At 60.5% G+C, this 17824-nt stretch carries 14 protein-coding genes; 3 read left to right on the top strand and 11 right to left on the bottom strand.

The window, feature by feature from the left end; translation table 11 throughout:
- Together FBX99_RS16450 and FBX99_RS16445 are read right to left on the bottom strand one after the other, a co-directional pair.
- Entirely contained in the window at positions 1 to 894 is an 894-nt protein-coding gene (locus tag FBX99_RS16450; protein WP_144922670.1) for a glycine betaine ABC transporter substrate-binding protein, read from the bottom strand.
- A gap of 24 nt (positions 895 to 918) precedes the next feature.
- Positions 919 to 1635 (bottom strand): ABC transporter permease, encoded by a 717-nt coding sequence (locus tag FBX99_RS16445; RefSeq protein WP_055126890.1) that lies wholly within the window; start codon positions 1633 to 1635, stop codon positions 919 to 921.
- Between the two features lie 330 nt (positions 1636 to 1965).
- Between FBX99_RS16445 and FBX99_RS16440 the strand changes: the two genes are divergently transcribed.
- From FBX99_RS16440 to FBX99_RS16430, 3 genes are all read left to right on the top strand, one after another.
- Complete coding sequence (locus FBX99_RS16440) at positions 1966 to 3549, top strand: peptide chain release factor 3 (RefSeq protein ID WP_144922676.1); 1584 nt, start codon at positions 1966 to 1968, stop codon at positions 3547 to 3549.
- A 403-nt stretch (positions 3550 to 3952) separates the two neighbouring features.
- Complete coding sequence (locus FBX99_RS16435; RefSeq protein WP_371921389.1) at positions 3953 to 4174, top strand: hypothetical protein; 222 nt, start codon at positions 3953 to 3955, stop codon at positions 4172 to 4174.
- A gap of 107 nt (positions 4175 to 4281) precedes the next feature.
- Positions 4282 to 4743 (top strand): hypothetical protein, encoded by a 462-nt coding sequence (locus FBX99_RS16430; RefSeq protein WP_144922682.1) that lies wholly within the window; start codon positions 4282 to 4284, stop codon positions 4741 to 4743.
- A gap of 72 nt (positions 4744 to 4815) precedes the next feature.
- Here FBX99_RS16430 and FBX99_RS16425 read toward each other — a convergent pair whose 3' ends face one another.
- The 9 genes from FBX99_RS16425 to FBX99_RS16385 form a co-directional block, all read right to left on the bottom strand.
- Positions 4816 to 5796 carry a peptide ABC transporter ATP-binding protein gene (locus tag FBX99_RS16425; protein ID WP_145132106.1) on the bottom strand — a complete coding sequence of 327 codons (981 nt, stop codon included), beginning with the start codon at positions 5794 to 5796 and terminating at the stop codon, positions 4816 to 4818.
- Positions 5796 to 6764: an ABC transporter ATP-binding protein gene (locus tag FBX99_RS16420; protein WP_144922688.1), complete on the bottom strand. Its 969-nt coding sequence runs from the start codon at positions 6762 to 6764 to the stop codon at positions 5796 to 5798. The genes FBX99_RS16425 and FBX99_RS16420 overlap by 1 nt, the downstream gene beginning before the upstream one ends.
- A gap of 10 nt (positions 6765 to 6774) precedes the next feature.
- Positions 6775 to 7686, bottom strand: coding sequence for an ABC transporter permease subunit (locus FBX99_RS16415; RefSeq protein WP_041020610.1), 912 nt, complete (start codon positions 7684 to 7686; stop codon positions 6775 to 6777).
- Between the two features lie 10 nt (positions 7687 to 7696).
- A complete protein-coding gene (locus tag FBX99_RS16410) occupies positions 7697 to 8707 on the bottom strand; it encodes an ABC transporter permease subunit (RefSeq protein ID WP_144922691.1) in 1011 nt (336 codons plus the stop codon).
- A 75-nt stretch (positions 8708 to 8782) separates the two neighbouring features.
- The gene (locus FBX99_RS16405) at positions 8783 to 10378 is read right to left on the bottom strand and encodes an ABC transporter substrate-binding protein (protein WP_145132104.1); all 1596 of its coding nucleotides are present in this window, start codon (positions 10376 to 10378) and stop codon (positions 8783 to 8785) included.
- Positions 10379 to 10453: 75 nt separating this feature from the next.
- Positions 10454 to 11827 carry an OprD family porin gene (locus tag FBX99_RS16400; protein ID WP_144922698.1) on the bottom strand — a complete coding sequence of 458 codons (1374 nt, stop codon included), beginning with the start codon at positions 11825 to 11827 and terminating at the stop codon, positions 10454 to 10456.
- 168 nt (positions 11828 to 11995) lie between these two features.
- Positions 11996 to 13600, bottom strand: a complete 1605-nt coding sequence (locus FBX99_RS16395) for an ABC transporter substrate-binding protein (RefSeq protein WP_144922701.1) — start codon at positions 13598 to 13600, stop codon at positions 11996 to 11998.
- Between the two features lie 300 nt (positions 13601 to 13900).
- Positions 13901 to 15529 carry an ABC transporter substrate-binding protein gene (locus FBX99_RS16390; protein WP_144922704.1) on the bottom strand — a complete coding sequence of 543 codons (1629 nt, stop codon included), beginning with the start codon at positions 15527 to 15529 and terminating at the stop codon, positions 13901 to 13903.
- Positions 15530 to 15784: 255 nt separating this feature from the next.
- Positions 15785 to 17386, bottom strand: a complete 1602-nt coding sequence (locus tag FBX99_RS16385; protein ID WP_145132102.1) for an ABC transporter substrate-binding protein — start codon at positions 17384 to 17386, stop codon at positions 15785 to 15787.
- Positions 17387 to 17824: the final 438 nt, after the last annotated feature.

The raw sequence follows: 17824 nt of genomic DNA, 5'->3' as shown, positions 1-17824 counted from the left end.
TCAGTCGATGGGGTGCTGGCGCAAGAAGTCGGCGGCCACCACGGAAGGGCTTTCATGGTCGACGTCCACGCGGGCATTGAGCTGGCGCATGGTTTCGTCGTCGAACAGCTCGGCCAGCGGTTTGAGTTGCGCGGCCAGTTGCGGATGGGCGTCGAGGAATGCCTGGCGCACCACTGGCGCGGCGGTGTAGTCGGGGAAGTAGTGCTTGTCGTCCTCGAGCAATTTCAACTTGAAGGCATTCAACCGGCCATCTGTGGTGTACACCAGCCCGGCGAACACCTGAGCGTTGCGCAGGGCGGTATAGACCAGCCCGGCGTCCATCTGCCGGATATTCTTGCGGGTCAGGTTCATGCCGTACTGCTTGACCATGCCCGCCAGTCCGTCGGAGCGGTTGGCGAACTCGGTGTCCAACGCCACCAGGTGGTTCTCATCCGCTTCGGCCTGCAGCACGCTGTTCAATTGGCTGATGTTGCGGATCTGCGGGTACTGGCGGGCGACTTTCTCCGGCAGGGCCAGGGCGTAGGTGTTGCTGAATTTCGACGGTGCCAGCCAGGCCAGGCCCTTTTTCGCGTCGAGTGCTTTCACCCGGGCGTAGGACTGGGCGCTGTCGAGTTTCTCCGTGACATGGTTGTAGGCCACCAGGGACACGCCGGTGTATTCCCAGAGCAGGTCCAACTGCCCGGTTTCATGGGCGCTGCGGGCTAGGTTGCTGCCCAGCCCTCCGGTGATCTGCGCGTCGTAGCCTTTGCTGCGCAGGTATTGTGCGGTGATTTCCGCCAGCAGCGTCTGCTCGGTGAAGACCCGGGCGCCGAGGCGGATCACAGGTTTTTCCGCCGCTTGTGCAAAACCGGCGAACAGCAGCACGCAGCCCAGTATCAAGCTCAACTTCTTCATGATGATTCCTTTATCCAGCCGGCTTTATGACGGTCGCAGACCACGTTCCAACCAGAGGCGGCTGGCCAGTGTCACCAGGCCGTCGAGCAACAACGCCAGCAGAGCGGTGCAGGCGGCGCCGAGCAACAGCTGCGGCTGGTTGTTCAAGGCGATGCCAGGGAAGATCAGGCTGCCAAGGCTGTTGGCACCGATCAGGAAAGCCAGCGGTGCGGTGCCGACATTGATCGCCAGGGCGACCCGCACGCCACCGACGATGATCGGCACGGCGTTGGGCAGTTCGACTTTCCACAGCACCTGGCGTGGGGTCATGCCGATGCCGGTGGCGGCTTCCTTGAGCGAACCCTGGACGTTTTTCAGGCCTTCATAGGTGTTGCGCACGATAGGCAGCAGCGAGGCGAGGAACAGGGCGAAGATGGCCGGCCCGCTGCCGATTCCCAGCACGCCGAGGGCGATGGCCAGTACGGCCAGGGGCGGCACGGTGTTGCCGATGTTGAAGACTTGCATGAAGCGCTCGGCGCGCCCGACCATGCCGGGGCGGCTTAAGGCGATACCGGCGGGGATGCCCACGATCAAGGCTGCCAGCATCGAAACCAGTACCAGCATCAGATGGGCTTGCAGGTAGAACAACAGGTCGTCGCGATAATGTCGGATCGTATCGATGCCGATCCAGTGGACCAACAGGGCCAGGAGGGCGACGACGACCACGCCTCCTGTCAGCCCTTTGCCATAGCGGATAGCCACAGGCGGACTCCTTTGTCTTTCAATCGGCGCACGCTTTCCCAGGCGACAGGCCGTAGGGTTGCCGGGAAAACGTTCGCGAAAAGCAGCTCTTTTCGATACCGGTAAACCGGCATGTGGATGGAGCCATGGGCGCTGCCTCGTCAGGCTAACTTGCTGATTTTTCAGCTCCTGACGAACAAATGCAGCAGGGGGGTGGACGTCTCCACGGCGCAAAAGGTTCCCCAGTCGGGAAGCTTCTGGCCACCTTCGATGTGCTCAACGGTTCGGTTCCTGGCACAAGTTGAGCTATAATCGCCGCCCTTTTTTGAATCACCTGCCAGGCGATTTCCCATGACCAAACAGGCCGCCGAAGTCGCGAAACGCCGCACTTTCGCCATTATTTCCCACCCCGATGCCGGTAAGACCACCATCACCGAGAAGCTCCTGCTGATGGGCAAGGCGATTGCGATCGCCGGCACGGTGAAGTCGCGCAAGTCCGACCGCCATGCCACCTCCGACTGGATGGAGATGGAAAAACAGCGGGGTATCTCCATTACCACGTCGGTCATGCAGTTCCCATATCGCGAACACATGATCAACCTGCTCGACACCCCAGGCCACGAAGACTTCTCCGAAGACACCTACCGCACCCTGACCGCGGTGGACTCGGCGTTGATGGTGCTCGACGGCGGTAAAGGCGTCGAACCGCGGACCATTGCGCTGATGGAAGTCTGCCGCTTGCGGGACACGCCGATCGTCAGCTTCATCAACAAACTCGACCGCGACATCCGCGACCCGATCGAACTGCTCGACGAGATCGAGGCGGTCCTGAAGATCAAGGCTGCGCCGATCACCTGGCCGATCGGCTGCTACCGCGACTTCAAGGGCGTGTACCACCTGGCCGGTGACTACATCATCGTCTACACCGCCGGTCACGGTCATGAGCGCACCGAAACCAAAATCATCGAAAGGTTGGACTCCGACGAAGCGCGCGCGCACCTGGGCGACGAGTACGAGCGTTTCGTCGAGCAACTGGAGTTGGTGCAGGGTGCCTGTCATGAGTTCGACCAGCAGGCGTTCATCGATGGTCAGATGACTCCGGTGTTCTTCGGAACCGCGCTGGGCAATTTCGGTGTAGACCACGTGCTCGACGCTGTAGTCGACTGGGCGCCGCGTCCGCTGCCGCGGGTCGCCAACGAGCGCACCGTGGAGCCGGTGGAAGAGAAGTTCTCGGGCTTCATCTTCAAGATCCAGGCGAACATGGACCCCAAGCACCGCGACCGCATCGCCTTCATGCGCATCTGCTCCGGCAAATACGAAAAAGGCATGAAGATGCGCCACGTGCGCACCGGCAAGGACGTGCGCATCGGCGACGCCCTGACCTTCTTCTCCTCGGAACGCGAACAACTGGAAGAGGCCTTCGCCGGTGACATCATTGGCCTGCACAACCATGGCACGATCCAGATCGGCGATACCTTCACCGAAGGCGAAGCCCTGGGTTTTACCGGCATCCCGCACTTCGCCCCGGAGCTGTTCCGCCGCGTACGCCTGAAGGATCCGCTCAAGTCCAAGCAACTGCGTCAGGGCCTGCAGCAACTGGCCGAAGAGGGCGCGACCCAGGTGTTCTTCCCGGAGCGCAGCAACGACATCATCCTCGGCGCCGTCGGTGTGCTGCAGTTCGATGTGGTCGCCAGCCGCTTGAAAGAGGAATACAAGGTCGAGTGCTCCTACGAGCCGATCACCGTGTACTCGGCTCGCTGGATCGAATGCAGCGACAAGAAGAAGCTCGAGGAATTTTCCAACAAGGCTGTGGAAAACCTCGCCTTGGACGGCGGCGGTCACCTGACCTACCTGGCCCCGACCCGGGTCAACCTGGCGCTGATGGAAGAACGCTGGCCGGACGTGAAATTCCGCGCGACCCGTGAGCATCACTAAGCGCTGAGTAGCAGGACCGAAACCCCGTTGCGAGAGCTTCGGGGTTTTTTGTTGCTGCTCTCTTCCCCTGTGGGAGCGGGCTTGCTCGCGAAGAGGCTGTTACATTCGGCATCTTCATGGGCTGTCACACCGCCTTCGCGAGCGAGCCCGCTCCCACAACAGATCTCCAGTGAATAAAAAATTTTGCTCCCGATCCACATCCCCCTGTGTGGGAGCGTGTTCCAGACATAACTGTTCGAACTAACTTCTATTCGAAAGCGGTCTGTCGCCCAGGGCATTCTGTCCCAGGTTCTGCGTCCTACTCTTGTAAGCCAACCTGTTCGGGACTGTTTCCTGAACGCCGTCGGGTCGCGGCTTCATTTCAGAAGAGAGGGCATCGGTTATGAACAGGTTTCTACGCGTCATGTTGTTGCTGAAAGTCATGGTCATGCTGTCACTGGGATCCGCCGCTGTGTGGGCGCAGTGCGATAAGCATGAACAGCACGCTTCAAGCGGGCAAGTGGTGGAGAGTGGACTGCTGCTGGCTGCCGATGAGCAAAAAGACACCGGCGACGAGGAGGATGACGGTCCGACTACCGATGATGAACCGGATGACGGTGGCGATGAAGAGGATAGCCAATCCTGAGTGTTAACTCTCGCCACGATGATCGTGACCTGTCAGTTCTGACAGTAGACGCTTGTGCGGTCGGCTCTTATAACTCAAGTGCAATGTACCTGGGAGCGGAGAGCAAAATGAGCACCAACGACCAGTCAGCACAAGCGACGGGGTACTTGAAGGGATGGGTAGGCGACGTCGCGTTTGATTCAACTTCGCTCACGTTGATGGCTGACGGGAGCAGTGAGGATTTTGTGATCCAGGCCATCTGGACAGGCGACGACGGGCGTCAGAGAGAGCTGATCTTCTATATTCCCGAGCGCGACCGGGAGCCCAAGGTTTATCGGTTTCCTTCGGTTGAAGGTGCTGGCGCCTACTATGAGATCGCGGGAGAGCGAACCATGGATTGGCAGGGCGGTTCCATCACTCGGGAGCGAGTGGATTTTACGTCGTCCGACTCAAGGCAATGGCAGGTAGTGCTGGGGTTCAATGTTGAAGTCAGCCTCGATGGTCAGGCCGTGTGGATCAAAGGAGAGGGGCAGGCCACCGGCGCATCGCCCTGGGGCAGGAGCATGCGCCAGCGCTTTGCCTTAGCGTGAACCTGACTTAGCCCTGTGGCGAGGGGCGGTGTTGTTCTTGAATGAACAACACCGCCCTTTCAACCAGACTCCTTATGCCGCGCCGTCGAGAAATTGCTCGGCGTAGTGGCAGGCGACCAATCGATTATCGAGTGGACGCAGGGCCGGCTCTTCGGTCTTGCAACGTTCGGTGGCGTACGGGCAGCGCTTGTGAAAGGCGCAGCCGGGCGGCGGGTTGAGCGGGTTCGGCAGTTCGCCGACGATCTTGATTTTCGGCTTGTTCGGGTCCGGGTGGATGGTCGGCGTGGCCGACAGCAGCGCCTGGGTGTAAGGGTGCAACGGACGGCTGTAGATCGACTCGTTGGGACCCATTTCCACCGGGCGGCCGAGGTACATCACCATCACGTCGTCGGCCACGTGTTGCACCACCGCCAGGTTGTGGGAAATGAACACGTAGGCAGTGTTGAGTTCCTGCTGCAAATCCATGAACAGGTTGAGCACCTGGGCCTGGATCGAAACGTCCAGCGCCGACGTCGGTTCGTCCGCCACCAACACCTTGGGTTGCAGCATCATGGCGCGGGCCAGGGCGATGCGCTGGCGCTGGCCGCCGGAGAACATGTGCGGATAACGCTGGTAATGCTCGGGACGCAAGCCCACCTGCTTCATCATCGCCTGGACTTTTTCCCGCCGCTCGGAGGCCGACAGGCTGGTGTTGATCAACAACGGCTCGGCCAGTTGATCGCCGATCTTCTGCCGCGGATTGAGAGACGCATAGGGGCTCTGGAACACCATCTGCACGTCTTTGCGCAATTGCTTGCGTTCGGCCTTGTTGGCGCCAGCGACTTCCTGGCCGGCGATTTTCAGGGAGCCGGAGGACGGCTCCTCGATCAGCGTCAGGGCCCGGGCCAGGGTGGATTTGCCGCAACCGGATTCGCCCACCACGGCCAGGGTCTTGCCGGCTTCCAGTTCGAACGACACACCGTTGAGGGCACGCACGGTCGCATGGCCCTTGAACATGCCACGGGACACTTCGTAATGACGGGTCAGGTCACGGGCGGTAAGAACGACGGCCATCACGCCACCTCCTGGTTCAGCGGGTAGAAGCAGCGGGCGAGGCTGTTGGATTTCGGATCGAGGGCCGGGCGTTGTTGACGGCAGTTATCCTGCACGTAAGGACAACGCGGCGACAGCAGGCAGCCCTGTGGACGGTCGTATCGGCCGGGCACGATGCCTGGCAATGTCGCGAGGCGCTCGGCGCCCATGCTGTGTTCCGGAATCGCCGCCAGCAATGCTTCGCTGTACGGGTGGGCCGGAATATCGAACAACTGCGGCACCTTGCCCACCTCCACGGCTTGACCGGCGTACATCACGCACACCCGCTGGGCGGTTTCCGCGACGACGGCGAGGTCGTGGGTAATCAGCACCAGGCCCATGTTCTGCTCTTTTTGCAGGGCCAGCAGCAGGTCCATGATCTGCGCCTGGATGGTCACGTCCAGGGCGGTGGTCGGTTCGTCAGCGATCAACAGCTTCGGCTCGCCGGCAATGGCCATGGCAATCGCCACGCGCTGGCTCATGCCACCGGACAGTTGGTGCGGGTAGGCGTCCATGCGGCTCGCGGCGCCCGGGATCTCGACCTTTTCCAGCAGTTCGATGGCACGCTTGCGGGCGGCCTTGCCGGACATCTTCAGGTGCAGGCGCAGCACTTCTTCGATCTGGAAGCCCACGGTGTAGCTGGGGTTGAGCGCGGTCATCGGGTCCTGGAACACCATCGCCAGGTCCTTACCGACGATCTGCCGGCGCTGGCGGGCACTCAGCTTGAGCATGTTCTTGCCGTCGAAGTTCAGCGCATCGGCGGTGACGATGCCGGGATGCTCGATCAGGCCCATCAGCGCCATCATGGTCACGGATTTACCCGAGCCCGATTCGCCAACAATGGCCAGCACTTCGCCTTTTTCCACGCTCAGGTCCAGGCCATCGACCACGGGTACGGCGTTGGCGTCGCCGAAGCGGACGTTGAGATTCTTGATTTCTAGCAGTGACATGGGAATCTCCTCAGGCGGCATTCTTGAGTTTCGGGTCCAGCGCATCGCGCAGGCCGTCGCCCATCAGGTTGATTGCCAGCACGCTGAGCAAAATGGTCAAGCCAGGCAGGCTCACGACCCACCAGGCGCGTTCGATGTAGTCCCGAGCCGAGGCCAGCATGGTGCCCCACTCCGGAGTCGGCGGCTGCACGCCCAAGCCGAGGAAGCCCAGGGCTGCGGCGTCGAGGATGGCCGAGGAAAAGCTCAGTGTTGCCTGCACGATCAGGGGGGCCATGCAGTTGGGCAGCACAGTGATGAACATCAGGCGCGGCAGACCGGCACCGGCCAGGCGGGCGGCGGTCACGTAGTCGCGGTTCAGCTCGCCCATGACGGCGGCGCGGGTCAGGCGCACGTAGGACGGCAGCGACACGATGGCGATGGCGATCACGGTGTTGATCAGGCCTGGGCCGAGGATGGCGACGATCGCCACGGCCAGCAGCAGCGAAGGCAGGGCCAGCATGATGTCCATCAGGCGCATGATGGTCGGGCCGAGGATGCGCGGGAAGAACCCGGCGAACAGGCCCAGCAGGATGCCTGGGATCAGCGACATCACCACCGACGACAAGCCGATCAGCAGTGACAGGCGCGAACCCTGGATCAGCCGGGACAGCAGGTCGCGGCCCAGTTCGTCGGTGCCCAGCAGGAACTGGATCTGCCCGCCTTCGAGCCAGGCCGGCGGCGTCAGCAGGAAGTCACGGTACTGCTCGCTCGGATCGTGGGGCGCGACCCATGGCGCGAAGATCGCGCAGAACACCACCAGGATCATGAACATCAGCCCGGCCACGGCGCCCTTGTTACGGGAAAACGCCTGCCAGAATTCTTTGTACGGGGACGGGTACAGCAGGCTTTGATCGACTGCTACCGAAGGAGTTGGAGTACTCATGGATTTGATCTCAGCGCTGGTGACGGATGCGTGGGTTGGCAAAGCCGTAGAGGATGTCCACGACGAAGTTGACCAGAATCACCAGGCAGGCGATTAACAGGATGCCGTTCTGTACCACGGGATAGTCCCGGGCGCCGATGGCCTCGATCAGCCACTTGCCGATGCCCGGCCAGGAGAAGATCGTTTCGGTCAGGACCGCGCCGGCCAGCAGTGTGCCGACCTGCAGGCCGACCACGGTCAGTACCGGGATCAACGCGTTGCGCAGGCCGTGGACGAACACCACGCGTGTCGGCGACAGACCCTTGGCCCGGGCGGTGCGGATGTAGTCTTCGCGCAGCACTTCCAGCATCGAAGAGCGGGTCATGCGGGCGATCACCGCCAGCGGAATGGTGCCCAGTACAATGGCCGGCAGGATCAGGTGGTGCAGCGCGTCGAGGAACGCGCCCGGCTCATCGGCGAGCAAGGTGTCGATCAGCATGAAGCCGGTTTTCGGTTCGATGTCGTAGAGCAGGTCGATGCGTCCCGACACCGGGGTCCAGCCCAGGGACACCGAGAAGAACATGATCAGGATCAGGCCCCACCAGAAGATCGGCATCGAATACCCCGCCAGGGAGACGCCCATCACCCCATGGTCGAACAGCGATCCTCGCTTGAGTGCCGCGATCACCCCGGCCAGCAGGCCCAGGATACCGGCGAACAACAGGGCGGCCATGGACAGCTCCAGGGTCGCGGGAAACAGTGAGCTGAACTCGGTCCAGACGCTTTCGCGGGTGCGCAGCGATTCGCCGAGATCACCGTGGGCCAGGTTGCCGATGTAGTCCAGGTACTGGGCGTACAGCGGTTTATTGAGGCCAAGGCGTTCCATTGCCTGAGCATGCATTTCGGGATCGACCCGACGTTCGCCCATCATCACTTCCACGGGGTCGCCGGGGATCATGCGAATCAACGCGAAGGTCAGCAAGGTGATGCCGAAGAACGTGGGGATCAATAATCCCAGTCGGCGGGCAATAAAACTAAACATCTTCAGGTGTACCTCATCAGCCGGTTAGGCGTGCCCGGCAGCCCTGGGGTCAGGGATGCCGGGGCATCTTCTTATCTACTTCACCTGGGTGGTGGCGAAGTTATTGGTGGTGAGCGGGCTAATGGCGTAGCCCTCTACGTTCTTGCGCATTGCCGTGAACATCCGGGTGTGGGCCATGCTGATCCACGGTTGGTCCTGGTTGAAAATCATCTGGGCCTGTTCATAGAGCTTGATGCGCTCCTCGGGGTTCACTGTGGCGCGGGCCTGGTCGATCAGCGCCTGGAATTTCTCGTTGCACCAGCGGGCGTAGTTTTCGCCGTTCTTGGCCGCCTCGCAACTGAGCATAGGCGTCAGGAAGTTATCCGGGTCGCCGTTATCGCCCGCCCATCCGGCGGAGACCATGTCGTGCTCGCCATTTTTTGCGCGCTTGAGCATTTCGCCCCATTCCATGACGCGGATATCGACCTTGATCCCGACTTTCGCCAGGTCAGCCTGCATCATCTGCGCGCCGAGCATCGGGTTGGGGTTGGTCGGGCCGCCGCCATTGCGGGTGAACAGGGTGAACACGGTGCCTTCCGGCACGCCGGCTTCCTTGAGCAGTTGGCGGGCCTTGTCCAGGTCCCGGGGCGGATTCTTCAGCTCGTGATTGAAGCCCAGCAGCGTTGGCGGGTAGGGGTTGACCGCCACGGTGGCGTTACCCTTGCCGAACAGCGCGTTGACGTAGGCTTCCTTATCGAAGGCGATGTCGATGGCTTTGCGCACCCGCACATCGCTCATGTACTTGTGCTGGGTGTTCATGGCGACGTAGGACACGGTCATGGCGTCCAGTTCATCGACCTTCAGGTTGGCGTCTTTCTTGATGCTCGGGATGTCATCGGGCTTGGGATACAGCGCGACCTGGCACTCGTTGGCCTTGAGCTTCTGCAGCCGCACGTTGTTGTCGGTGGCGATGGCCAGCACCAGTGCATCGGCCGGCGGCTTGCCGCGGAAGTAGTCCGGGTTGGCCTTGAAGCGAACCTGGGCGTCCTTGTTGTAGCGCTGGAAGATGAACGGCCCGGTGCCGACCGGCTTGCTGTTGAGGTCGCCGGCCTTGTTGGCCTTGAGCAACTGGTCGGCGTATTCGGCCGGGTAGATCGAGGAGAAGGCCATGGCGATGTCGGCCAGGAACGGCGCTTCGCGGCGGGTCAGGGTGAACTTGACCGTGTGCTCGTCGACTTTCTCGACGCTTTTGAGCAGCTCTTTGAAGCCCATGCTTTCAAAGTAGGGGAAGCCCACGCTCGACAGTTTGTGCCATGGGTGATTCGGGTCCAGCTGGCGCTGGAAGCTCCAGACCACATCGTCGGCGTTCATGTCGCGGGTCGGCTTGAAGTATTCGGTGGTGTGGAACTTGACGCCTTTGCGCAGGTGGAACGTGTACGTCAGGCCATCGTCACTGATGTCCCAGGATTCGGCCAGGGCCGGAATCACTTCGGTGGTGCCGGGCTTGAAATCGGCCAGGCGATTGAAAATGGTTTCCGCCACGGCGTCGGCAGTGACTGCAGTCGTGTACTGGACCATGTCGAAGCCTTCCGGGCTGGCTTCTGTGCAAACCACGAGGGGCTTGGCCGTGGCGCCAACGGCGACACTCAGCAACGCAGCGGCGATGGCTGCGCGTAGGGGGATCATGTTCATCGTCATATCCTCTGCAATCGGTGGAACGGCAAAAAACCGAACGGTCGACCTTGTGGGTCGACCGTCGGCGGAAGGTTAGAGAATGTTGAACGGAACGGTGGTGACCAGGCGGAACTCGTTGATGCTGCCGTCAATCTGGTTACGGCTGGAGCGGTGTTCGGTGTAGGTGGCACGAATCGCCGTGGCCTTCAACGGACCGCTCTGCACCGCGTAGGAAGCGCCCACACCGGTTTCGTAGTGATTTTCATCGTTCAGGCCGCGGACGTCATAGGCGGTGCCGGTGTAATGAGTACCGTCGATGCCCCAGCCGCGAGCACGATAGATATTAAATTTCAGTCCTGGCACACCGTATTCAGCCATGTTGATGCCATAGGCGATCTGGAAGGATTTTTCGTTCGGACCGTTGAAGTCCGACAGCAGGGAGTTGGCCAGGTAGATGCCGTTGGTTTCGTGCAGGTAGTCGAAGTATTCGTTACCGTTCACCGCCTGATAGGAGAATGTCAGGGTATGGGCCTGGTGGGTCAGGCCCAGCGACAGCGAGTAGGTGTCGTTGTCGATTTCACCCATCTCCTTTTTGCCTTCGTCCACGGTCTTGTAGTAGTTCAGGCCGGTGGTCAATGCCAGCTGCGACGCGTCGCCCAGCTCGTGGGTGGCGCCGAAGTAGTACTGGTTCCAGAAGTCTTCGACCTGAGAAGCGTACAGGCTGGTCTTCAGGCTCTTGAGTGGCTGGTAGTTCAGGCCGACGACGCTGACCTTGTCGGTCTCTGCGCTGTTGTTGGTGTACTCGGAGCGGAATTTCGACAGGCTCTGTTCGGTACGTGGCGAGACGCGGTCAAACACGCCGGCATCGAACGACAGGTTGCTGAATTCTTCGCTGTGCAGGCTTACACCTTCGAAACTCGAAGGCAGCGGACGGTTGCCGATCACGTCGACGATCGGGGTGCTGAAGTTCTGACGACCCGCGGTCAGGGTGGTGTTGGAGATCCGGGCTTTTACGTTGGCCAGACCCAGCTTGCTCCACTGGTCCACGGCATCGCCGTTGTTCTCGGCCAGGGTGCGGTTACCACCGTTGGCAATGTCCTTGCGACTGCGATCCAGGACTACCGCGTTGTAGGCCGCGACTTCGGTGCTGAAGCCCACGGTGCCTTGAGTGAAGCCCGAGGTGTAGTTGAGGATGGTGCCCTGGACCCAGTTGATACGACGATCGGTGGGGCGTGTCTCACCGTGCTTCTGATAGCTGAAGTTTCCGCGTTTCAACAATTCATTGGCATACCAGTTGCGCGTAGTGCCCGACAGGCTTTGGCCGTCGATAAAGCCCTTGGCTTCGGATTGGGCACTGGTACTCGCCAGTTCGGTCGGCACGAATGCCTGGCTTTGCGGCTCTGCGTACGCCGTAGCGGTAACGCTGCTGATGGCCAGGGCCAGTAACGCGGTGCTGCTCAATTTCATGGGTAACGCTCCTTTTTCTTTCTTTATTAATGCCGGTCTTTTTTGGTGATGCGGCTATCGATTTGCTGCTGATAAGAGATCGCAAACGTTTGCAGTTGGCCTGATCGGCGAATTACGGCAAGACCTCTGCGTAAGGGCCCCAAGGGGCCCTCGCTGTGGACTAAACGGTTATGGGTTCAGGCTGACGCCCGAGAACACGTTGCGACCGAAGGGGCTGACTTTGAATCCTTCGACTTTGGCACTCAGCGGCTGGTTGACCGTCGAGTGGGCAACAGGGGTGATCGGCACTTGCTGCTTGAGCAACTGCTGGGCCTGTTTGTAGAGCACGGTGCGCTGGTCGCGGTCGGTGACGACCTTGGCCTGCTTGATCAACTTGTCGTAATCCTGGTCGCACCACATGGAGTAGTTGTTGCCGCCAATGGCGTCGCAGCTATACAGCGTTCCCAGCCAGTTGTCCGGATCACCGTTGTCGCCGGTCCAGCCGATCAGGCTGATATCGTGCTCACCGTTCTTGGTGCGCTTGATGTACTCGCCCCATTCGTAGCTGACGATCTTCACCTTCAGGCCGATCTTCGCCCAGTCGGCCTGGAGCATTTCGGCCATCAGCTTGGCGTTGGGGTTATACGGGCGCTGCACGGGCATGGCCCAGAGGGTGATTTCGGTGCCTTCCTTGACCCCGGCGGCCTTGAGCAGCTCCTTGGCTTTTTCCGGATCGTAGGCGGCGTCCTTGATGGTGTCGTCGTAGGACCACTGGGTCGGTGGCATGGCATTGACCGCCAGTTGCCCTGCGCCCTGGTACACCGCGTTGAGGATGCCCTGCTTGTTCACCGCCATGTCCAGCGCACGGCGCACTTCGACCTGGTCGAAGGGTTTGTGGCGGGTGTTGTAGGCGATGTAACCCAGGTTGAAACCGGGCTTCTCGATCAACTGCAGCTTGGGGTCGTTCTTCAACGCTGGCACATCGGCCGGACGCGGATGCAGGGTAATCTGGCATTCGTTGGCCTTGAGCTTCTGCACCCGCACGGAGGCGTCGGTGTTGATGGAGAAGATCAGGTTTTTCAGTTTCACCCGTTCCGGTGCCCAGTACTGGGGGTTGGCAACGTAGCGGATGTTGGAGTCTTTCTGGTAGCTCTTGAACTCGAACGGGCCGGTGCCGATGGGTTTCTGGTTGATGTCGCTCGGCTTCCCGCTCTTGAGCAACTGGTCGGCGTACTCGGCCGACAGGATCGCGGCGAAGCTCATGGCGATGTTCTGGATGAACGCGGCATCGACACTGTTGAGGGTCATGACCACGGTCAGCGGGCCGGCTTTTTCCACCTTGGCGATGTTCTTGTTCAGGCTCATGCCGTTGAAGTAGGGGAATTCGGTGGGGTAGGCCTTGCGGAAGGGATGCTGCGGGTCAAGCATGCGGTTGAAGGTGAACAGCACGTCGTCGGCGTTGAAGTCTCGGGTCGGCGTGAAGTAGTCGGTGCTATGGAATTTCACCCCTTCGCGCAGGTGAAAGGTGTATTTCAAACCATCTTCGGAAATATCCCAGCTTGTCGCCAGGCCTGGAACGACATTGGTCGCGCCTTTTTCAAACTCGGCCAGGCGATTGTACAACGGCTCGGCGGCATCGTTATCGGTGGCGGTCGTGTACTGCGCGGTGTCGAAGCCGGCGGGGCTGCCTTCGGAGCAGAACACCAGGCTACCGACTGCGGCGGCCTGGGCCACGGATGTCGCGGCCAGCAGGCCGGTACTCAGCAATGTAGAAAAAATCAGGGTATGACGCATGACGCTCCCTCTTTCGTTCGGGGATGTTAAACAGTGAACCGGCGTCCATCCGGGGACAGGTCCGGGACACTGAATTCATTCCATTGCATACAGCGATGCCATAGGGTCAGCCGATCTGCCAGATTCCTACGGTACGGCCGTGGGTTTGGCAGTCAATGCGTAACGCCTGAAAGACTTGTGAGAAAGGGCGGTACGTCCTCGAACAGCTGCCGTGCTGTGCAGATGTCTTGGAGGTAGGCGATTTCCTGGGCCTTGGCAGATAAATAAACGGCGGCGTCAGGAGACGCCGCCGTTGCTTACCTATTTGTCGCTGATGCTGACACCGTAGAAGGAGTTCAAGCCGAATGGGCTGATCAAGAAGTCCTGCACGTTGGTGCGCATGGGTTGGAACACCGTCGAGTGAGCGATAGGTGTCATCGGCACGGCATCCTTGAGGATGTGTTGCGCCTGCTTGTACAGCTCGGTGCGCTTGGACTGGTCCGAAGTGCGCTTGGCCTGCTTGACGATGTCGTCGAACTTCTTGTCGCACCACTTGGAGAAGTTGTTGCCCTGCAGCGAGTCGCAACCGAACAGCACGTTGAGCCAGTTGTCCGGGTCACCATTGTCGCCGCTCCAGCCGATCAGCATCGCGCCGTTCTCACCGCCCTTGGAACGCTTGATGTACTCGCCCCACTCGTAAGTGACGATCTTGGCCTTGATGCCGATCTTGGCCCAGTCGGACTGGAGCATTTCAGCCATCAGCTTGGCATTGGGGTTGTACGGACGCTGGACCGGCATCGCCCACAGGTTGATTTCGGTGCCTTCCTTGATGCCCGCTTCCTTGAGCAGTTGCTTGGCTTTCTCAGGGTTGTAGCCTGCATCCTTGATGGTGGTGTCGTAGGACCACTGGGTCGGCGGCATGGCGTTGACCGCCAGTTGGCCGGCGCCCTGATACACCGAGTCGATGATCTGCTGCTTGTTGACGGCCATATCCAGCGCCTGGCGCACTTTCAATTGGGCCATCGGGTTGGGCTGGTCGCTGCCCTTGATCTTGTCCATCACGTTGTAGGCGATGTAGCCCAGGTTGAAGCCCGGCTGGTCCGGCATCTTCAGGTTCTTGTCTTCACGGATGGCCTGCAGGTCGGCAGGGCGCGGGAAGAGGGTGACCTGGCATTCGTTCTTCTTCAGCTTCTGGATACGCACCGACGGGTCGGTAGTGATGGCGAAGATCAGGTTGTCGATCTTCACGTCTTCCGGAAGCCAGTATTCCTTGTTGCCGGTGAAGCGGATGTTCGAGTCTTTCTGGTAGCTCTTGAACACGAACGGGCCGGTGCCGATCGGTTTCTGGTTGATATCGGAAGGCTTGCCTTCCTTCAGCAACTGGGCGGCGTATTCGGCGGACTGAATGGACGCGAAGTGCATCGCCATGTTCTGGATGAATGCGGCATCGACGGCGTTGAGGGTGAACTTGACGGTCTTGTCGTCGAGCTTCTCGACCTTGGCAATGTTGGTGTCCATGCCCATGTCGGTGAAGTACGGGAATTCGGTCGGGTACGCCTTACGGAACGGGTCGTCCTTGTTGATCATGCGGTTGAAGGTGAACAGCACGTCGTCGGCGTTGAAGGTACGGGTCGGCTTGAAGTACGGGGTCGTATGGAACTTGACGCCTTCGCGCAGATGGAAGGTGTAGGTCAGGCCATCTTCGGAAATGTCCCACTTGGTCGCCAGGCCCGGGATCACGGCGGTGCCGCCGCGTTCGAACTGGGTCAGACGGTTGAAGATGGTCTCGGCTGAGGCGTCGAAGTCGGTTCCGGTGGTGTATTGACCCGGGTCGAAACCCGCCGGGCTGCCCTCGGAGCAGAACACCAGGTTAGCCGCCGCTTGGGCGAAGGGGGCGCTGGCTAATAGGCTTGCGCCGACTAAAAACGGAATGACCGCGTGTTTAAGCATGTTGGCCTCATGATTTGTTGTCATTTTTGGATTTGAGGGCGACCTCGTGAGTCGTCCTGCGGATACTTATGCAGGCCCCATACCCAATGCAAGATCCAGAGCGGTTCCATATCTGAAACAGTGGCACGAACGTACCTTAATGTCGCATCTGTGTAAGTTCTGACGCGGTTGATCGTTTGCGCCGGCTTTTTTGGTGCAAACAGTGCCTTGAATCGGTGCGCCATGGGTCTGCGGCGCACCGGTTCGGGGCGGGTTCTACTGCTGCAAACCCACGCCGTAGAAGGGCGTAAGGCCGAACGGGCTGAGTTTGAAATCCACGACCTTTTTGTTTATCGGCTGGAATACCGTGGAGTTGGCAATCGGCGTGATGGGCACCTGTTGCTTGAGGATTTTTTGCGCCTGCCGGTACAGGTCGATCCGTTGCTGGCGGTCGGTCGAGACCTTGGCTTGCTGGATCAGCTTGTCGTAGGCCGGGTCGCACCACTTGGCGTAGTTGCTGCCCTTGACCGCCGCGCAGCTGTAGAGCACGCCAAGCCAGTTGTCCGGGTCGCCGTTGTCGCCGGTCCAGCCATAGATCATGGCGTCGTGCTCGCCATTTTTGGCGCGCTTGATGTACTCACCCCACTCATAGCTGACGATGTTGGCCTTGATGCCGATTTTCGCCCAATCCTGCTGGATCATCTGCGCCGACATCCGCGCGTTGGGGTTGGACGCGCGTTGCACCGTCATCGCCCATAAATTGAGGGTGGTACCTGGCGCCACCCCGGCTTCCTTGAGTAGCGCCTTGGCTTTGGTCACGTCGTGGGGCGCGTCCTTGATGGCCGGATCGAACGACCACTGGGCCGGGGGCAGGGCGTTCTGGGCCAGTTGCCCGGCGCTCTGGTAGACGGCCTTGATGATCGCCGGTTTATCGATGGCCATGTCCAGCGCCTGGCGGACCTTGAGCTGGTCCAGGGGCGGGTGCGTCACGTTGTAGGCGAGGAAACCCAGGTTGAAGCCCGGTTGCCTGAGCACTTGCAGGTTCGGGTCCTGTTCCATCACTTCGATGTCGGCCGGACGCGGGTAGCCGCTGACCTGGCATTCGTTGCGCTTGAGCTTTTGCAGGCGCACGGCGGCGTCGGGGGTGATGGAGAAGATCAGGTTGTCGACCCTCACGTCCTCGGGTTTCCAGTAGGCTGTGTTGGCGGCGTAGCGGATCTGCGAGTCCTTCTGGTAGCGCTTGAACACGAACGGGCCGGTGCCGACGGGTTTCTGGTTGAGGTCGCCGGCCTTGCCTTCCTTCAACAACTGCGCGGCGTATTCGGCAGACTGCACGGAAGCGAAGCTCATCGCCAGGTTCTGCACGAACGCGGCGTCGACGTTGTTCAGGTTGAAGCGCACGGTGTGCTCGTCGACTTTCTCGACGTTCTTGATTGTGGTGTTCAGGCCCATGTCGGTGAAGTAGGGCGACTCGGTCGGGTAGGCCTGGCGGAACGGTTGCTGCGGATCGAGCAGGCGCTGAAAGGTGAACACCACGTCGTCGGCGTTGAAGTCGCGGGTGGGGGTGAAGTAGTCAGTGGTGTGGAATTTCACGCCATCGCGCAGGTGGAAGGTGTAGACCAGGCCATCGGCGGAGACATCCCAACGCGTCGCCAACCCCGGCTCGACTTCGGTGCCGCCGCGCTTGAACTGGGTGAGACGGTTGAAGACGGTTTCGGCCGAGGCGTCGAAGTCGGTACCGCTGGTGTATTGGCTGGGGTCGAATCCGGCGGGGCTGGCTTCGGAGCAGTAGACCAGGGTGGTGGCGGCCTGGGCCATTGGAATGCTGCCGATCAGGGCGAGGGTGAGCAGCAATGGTTTGAAGGTGGTTCTGTCCATGAAATCCCTTGGGCGATGGCGACGGATTGGCGAAGAGTAGCGTTCTGGAGGGCGGTGGGGGAAATAGCCAAAAATGAGGGGGACCCCTGGGTTTGGGCATAGCAGGTCCGGTATCAGGGCTTGATGGGCGCGCATTCCACTGTGGGAGCAAAGCTTGCTCGCGATGGTGGCCTGATGGTTGACTGGGCGGTACATATCCATTGCTGCGGTAACGGCCACCTATGGTTTCGCCCTGACGGCGACTTACTTTCTTTCAGACGCCAAAGAAAGTAAGCAAAGAACGCTCGCTCCAGCGTCCGGCCCCTCGCCAAGGCTCGGGGTCCCTTCGCTCCGGCATTCATCAGGGGGCATCGGCTCCGGTCCGCTGCGCTTGACCTCCACTCGATGGGTTCGACTGCGTCGAACGGCGCTGCGCGCCATCCCCCTGATGAACGCCTC

The sequence above is a fragment of the Pseudomonas sp. SJZ074 genome (assembly GCF_007828215.1).
Lineage (GTDB): Bacteria > Pseudomonadota > Gammaproteobacteria > Pseudomonadales > Pseudomonadaceae > Aquipseudomonas.
This window is presented reverse-complemented; position numbering and strand designations above follow the sequence as displayed.

Bases quoted from the DNA above. Each gene is read 5' to 3' on its own strand.
- FBX99_RS16450 (WP_144922670.1), bottom strand. From the start codon at position 894: ATGAAGAAGTTGAGCTTGATACTGGGCTGCGTGCTGCTGTTCGCCGGT.
- FBX99_RS16440 (WP_144922676.1), top strand. From the start codon at position 1,966: ATGACCAAACAGGCCGCCGAAGTCGCGAAACGCCGCACTTTCGCCATT.
- FBX99_RS16435 (WP_371921389.1), top strand. From the start codon at position 3,953: ATGTTGTTGCTGAAAGTCATGGTCATGCTGTCACTGGGATCCGCCGCT.
- FBX99_RS16430 (WP_144922682.1), top strand. From the start codon at position 4,282: ATGAGCACCAACGACCAGTCAGCACAAGCGACGGGGTACTTGAAGGGA.
- FBX99_RS16425 (WP_145132106.1), bottom strand. From the start codon at position 5,796: ATGGCCGTCGTTCTTACCGCCCGTGACCTGACCCGTCATTACGAAGTG.
- FBX99_RS16420 (WP_144922688.1), bottom strand. From the start codon at position 6,764: ATGTCACTGCTAGAAATCAAGAATCTCAACGTCCGCTTCGGCGACGCC.
- FBX99_RS16415 (WP_041020610.1), bottom strand. From the start codon at position 7,686: ATGAGTACTCCAACTCCTTCGGTAGCAGTCGATCAAAGCCTGCTGTAC.
- FBX99_RS16410 (WP_144922691.1), bottom strand. From the start codon at position 8,707: ATGTTTAGTTTTATTGCCCGCCGACTGGGATTATTGATCCCCACGTTC.
- FBX99_RS16405 (WP_145132104.1), bottom strand. From the start codon at position 10,378: ATGAACATGATCCCCCTACGCGCAGCCATCGCCGCTGCGTTGCTGAGT.
- FBX99_RS16400 (WP_144922698.1), bottom strand. From the start codon at position 11,827: ATGAAATTGAGCAGCACCGCGTTACTGGCCCTGGCCATCAGCAGCGTT.
- FBX99_RS16395 (WP_144922701.1), bottom strand. From the start codon at position 13,600: ATGCGTCATACCCTGATTTTTTCTACATTGCTGAGTACCGGCCTGCTG.
- FBX99_RS16390 (WP_144922704.1), bottom strand. From the start codon at position 15,529: ATGCTTAAACACGCGGTCATTCCGTTTTTAGTCGGCGCAAGCCTATTA.
- FBX99_RS16385 (WP_145132102.1), bottom strand. From the start codon at position 17,386: ATGGACAGAACCACCTTCAAACCATTGCTGCTCACCCTCGCCCTGATC.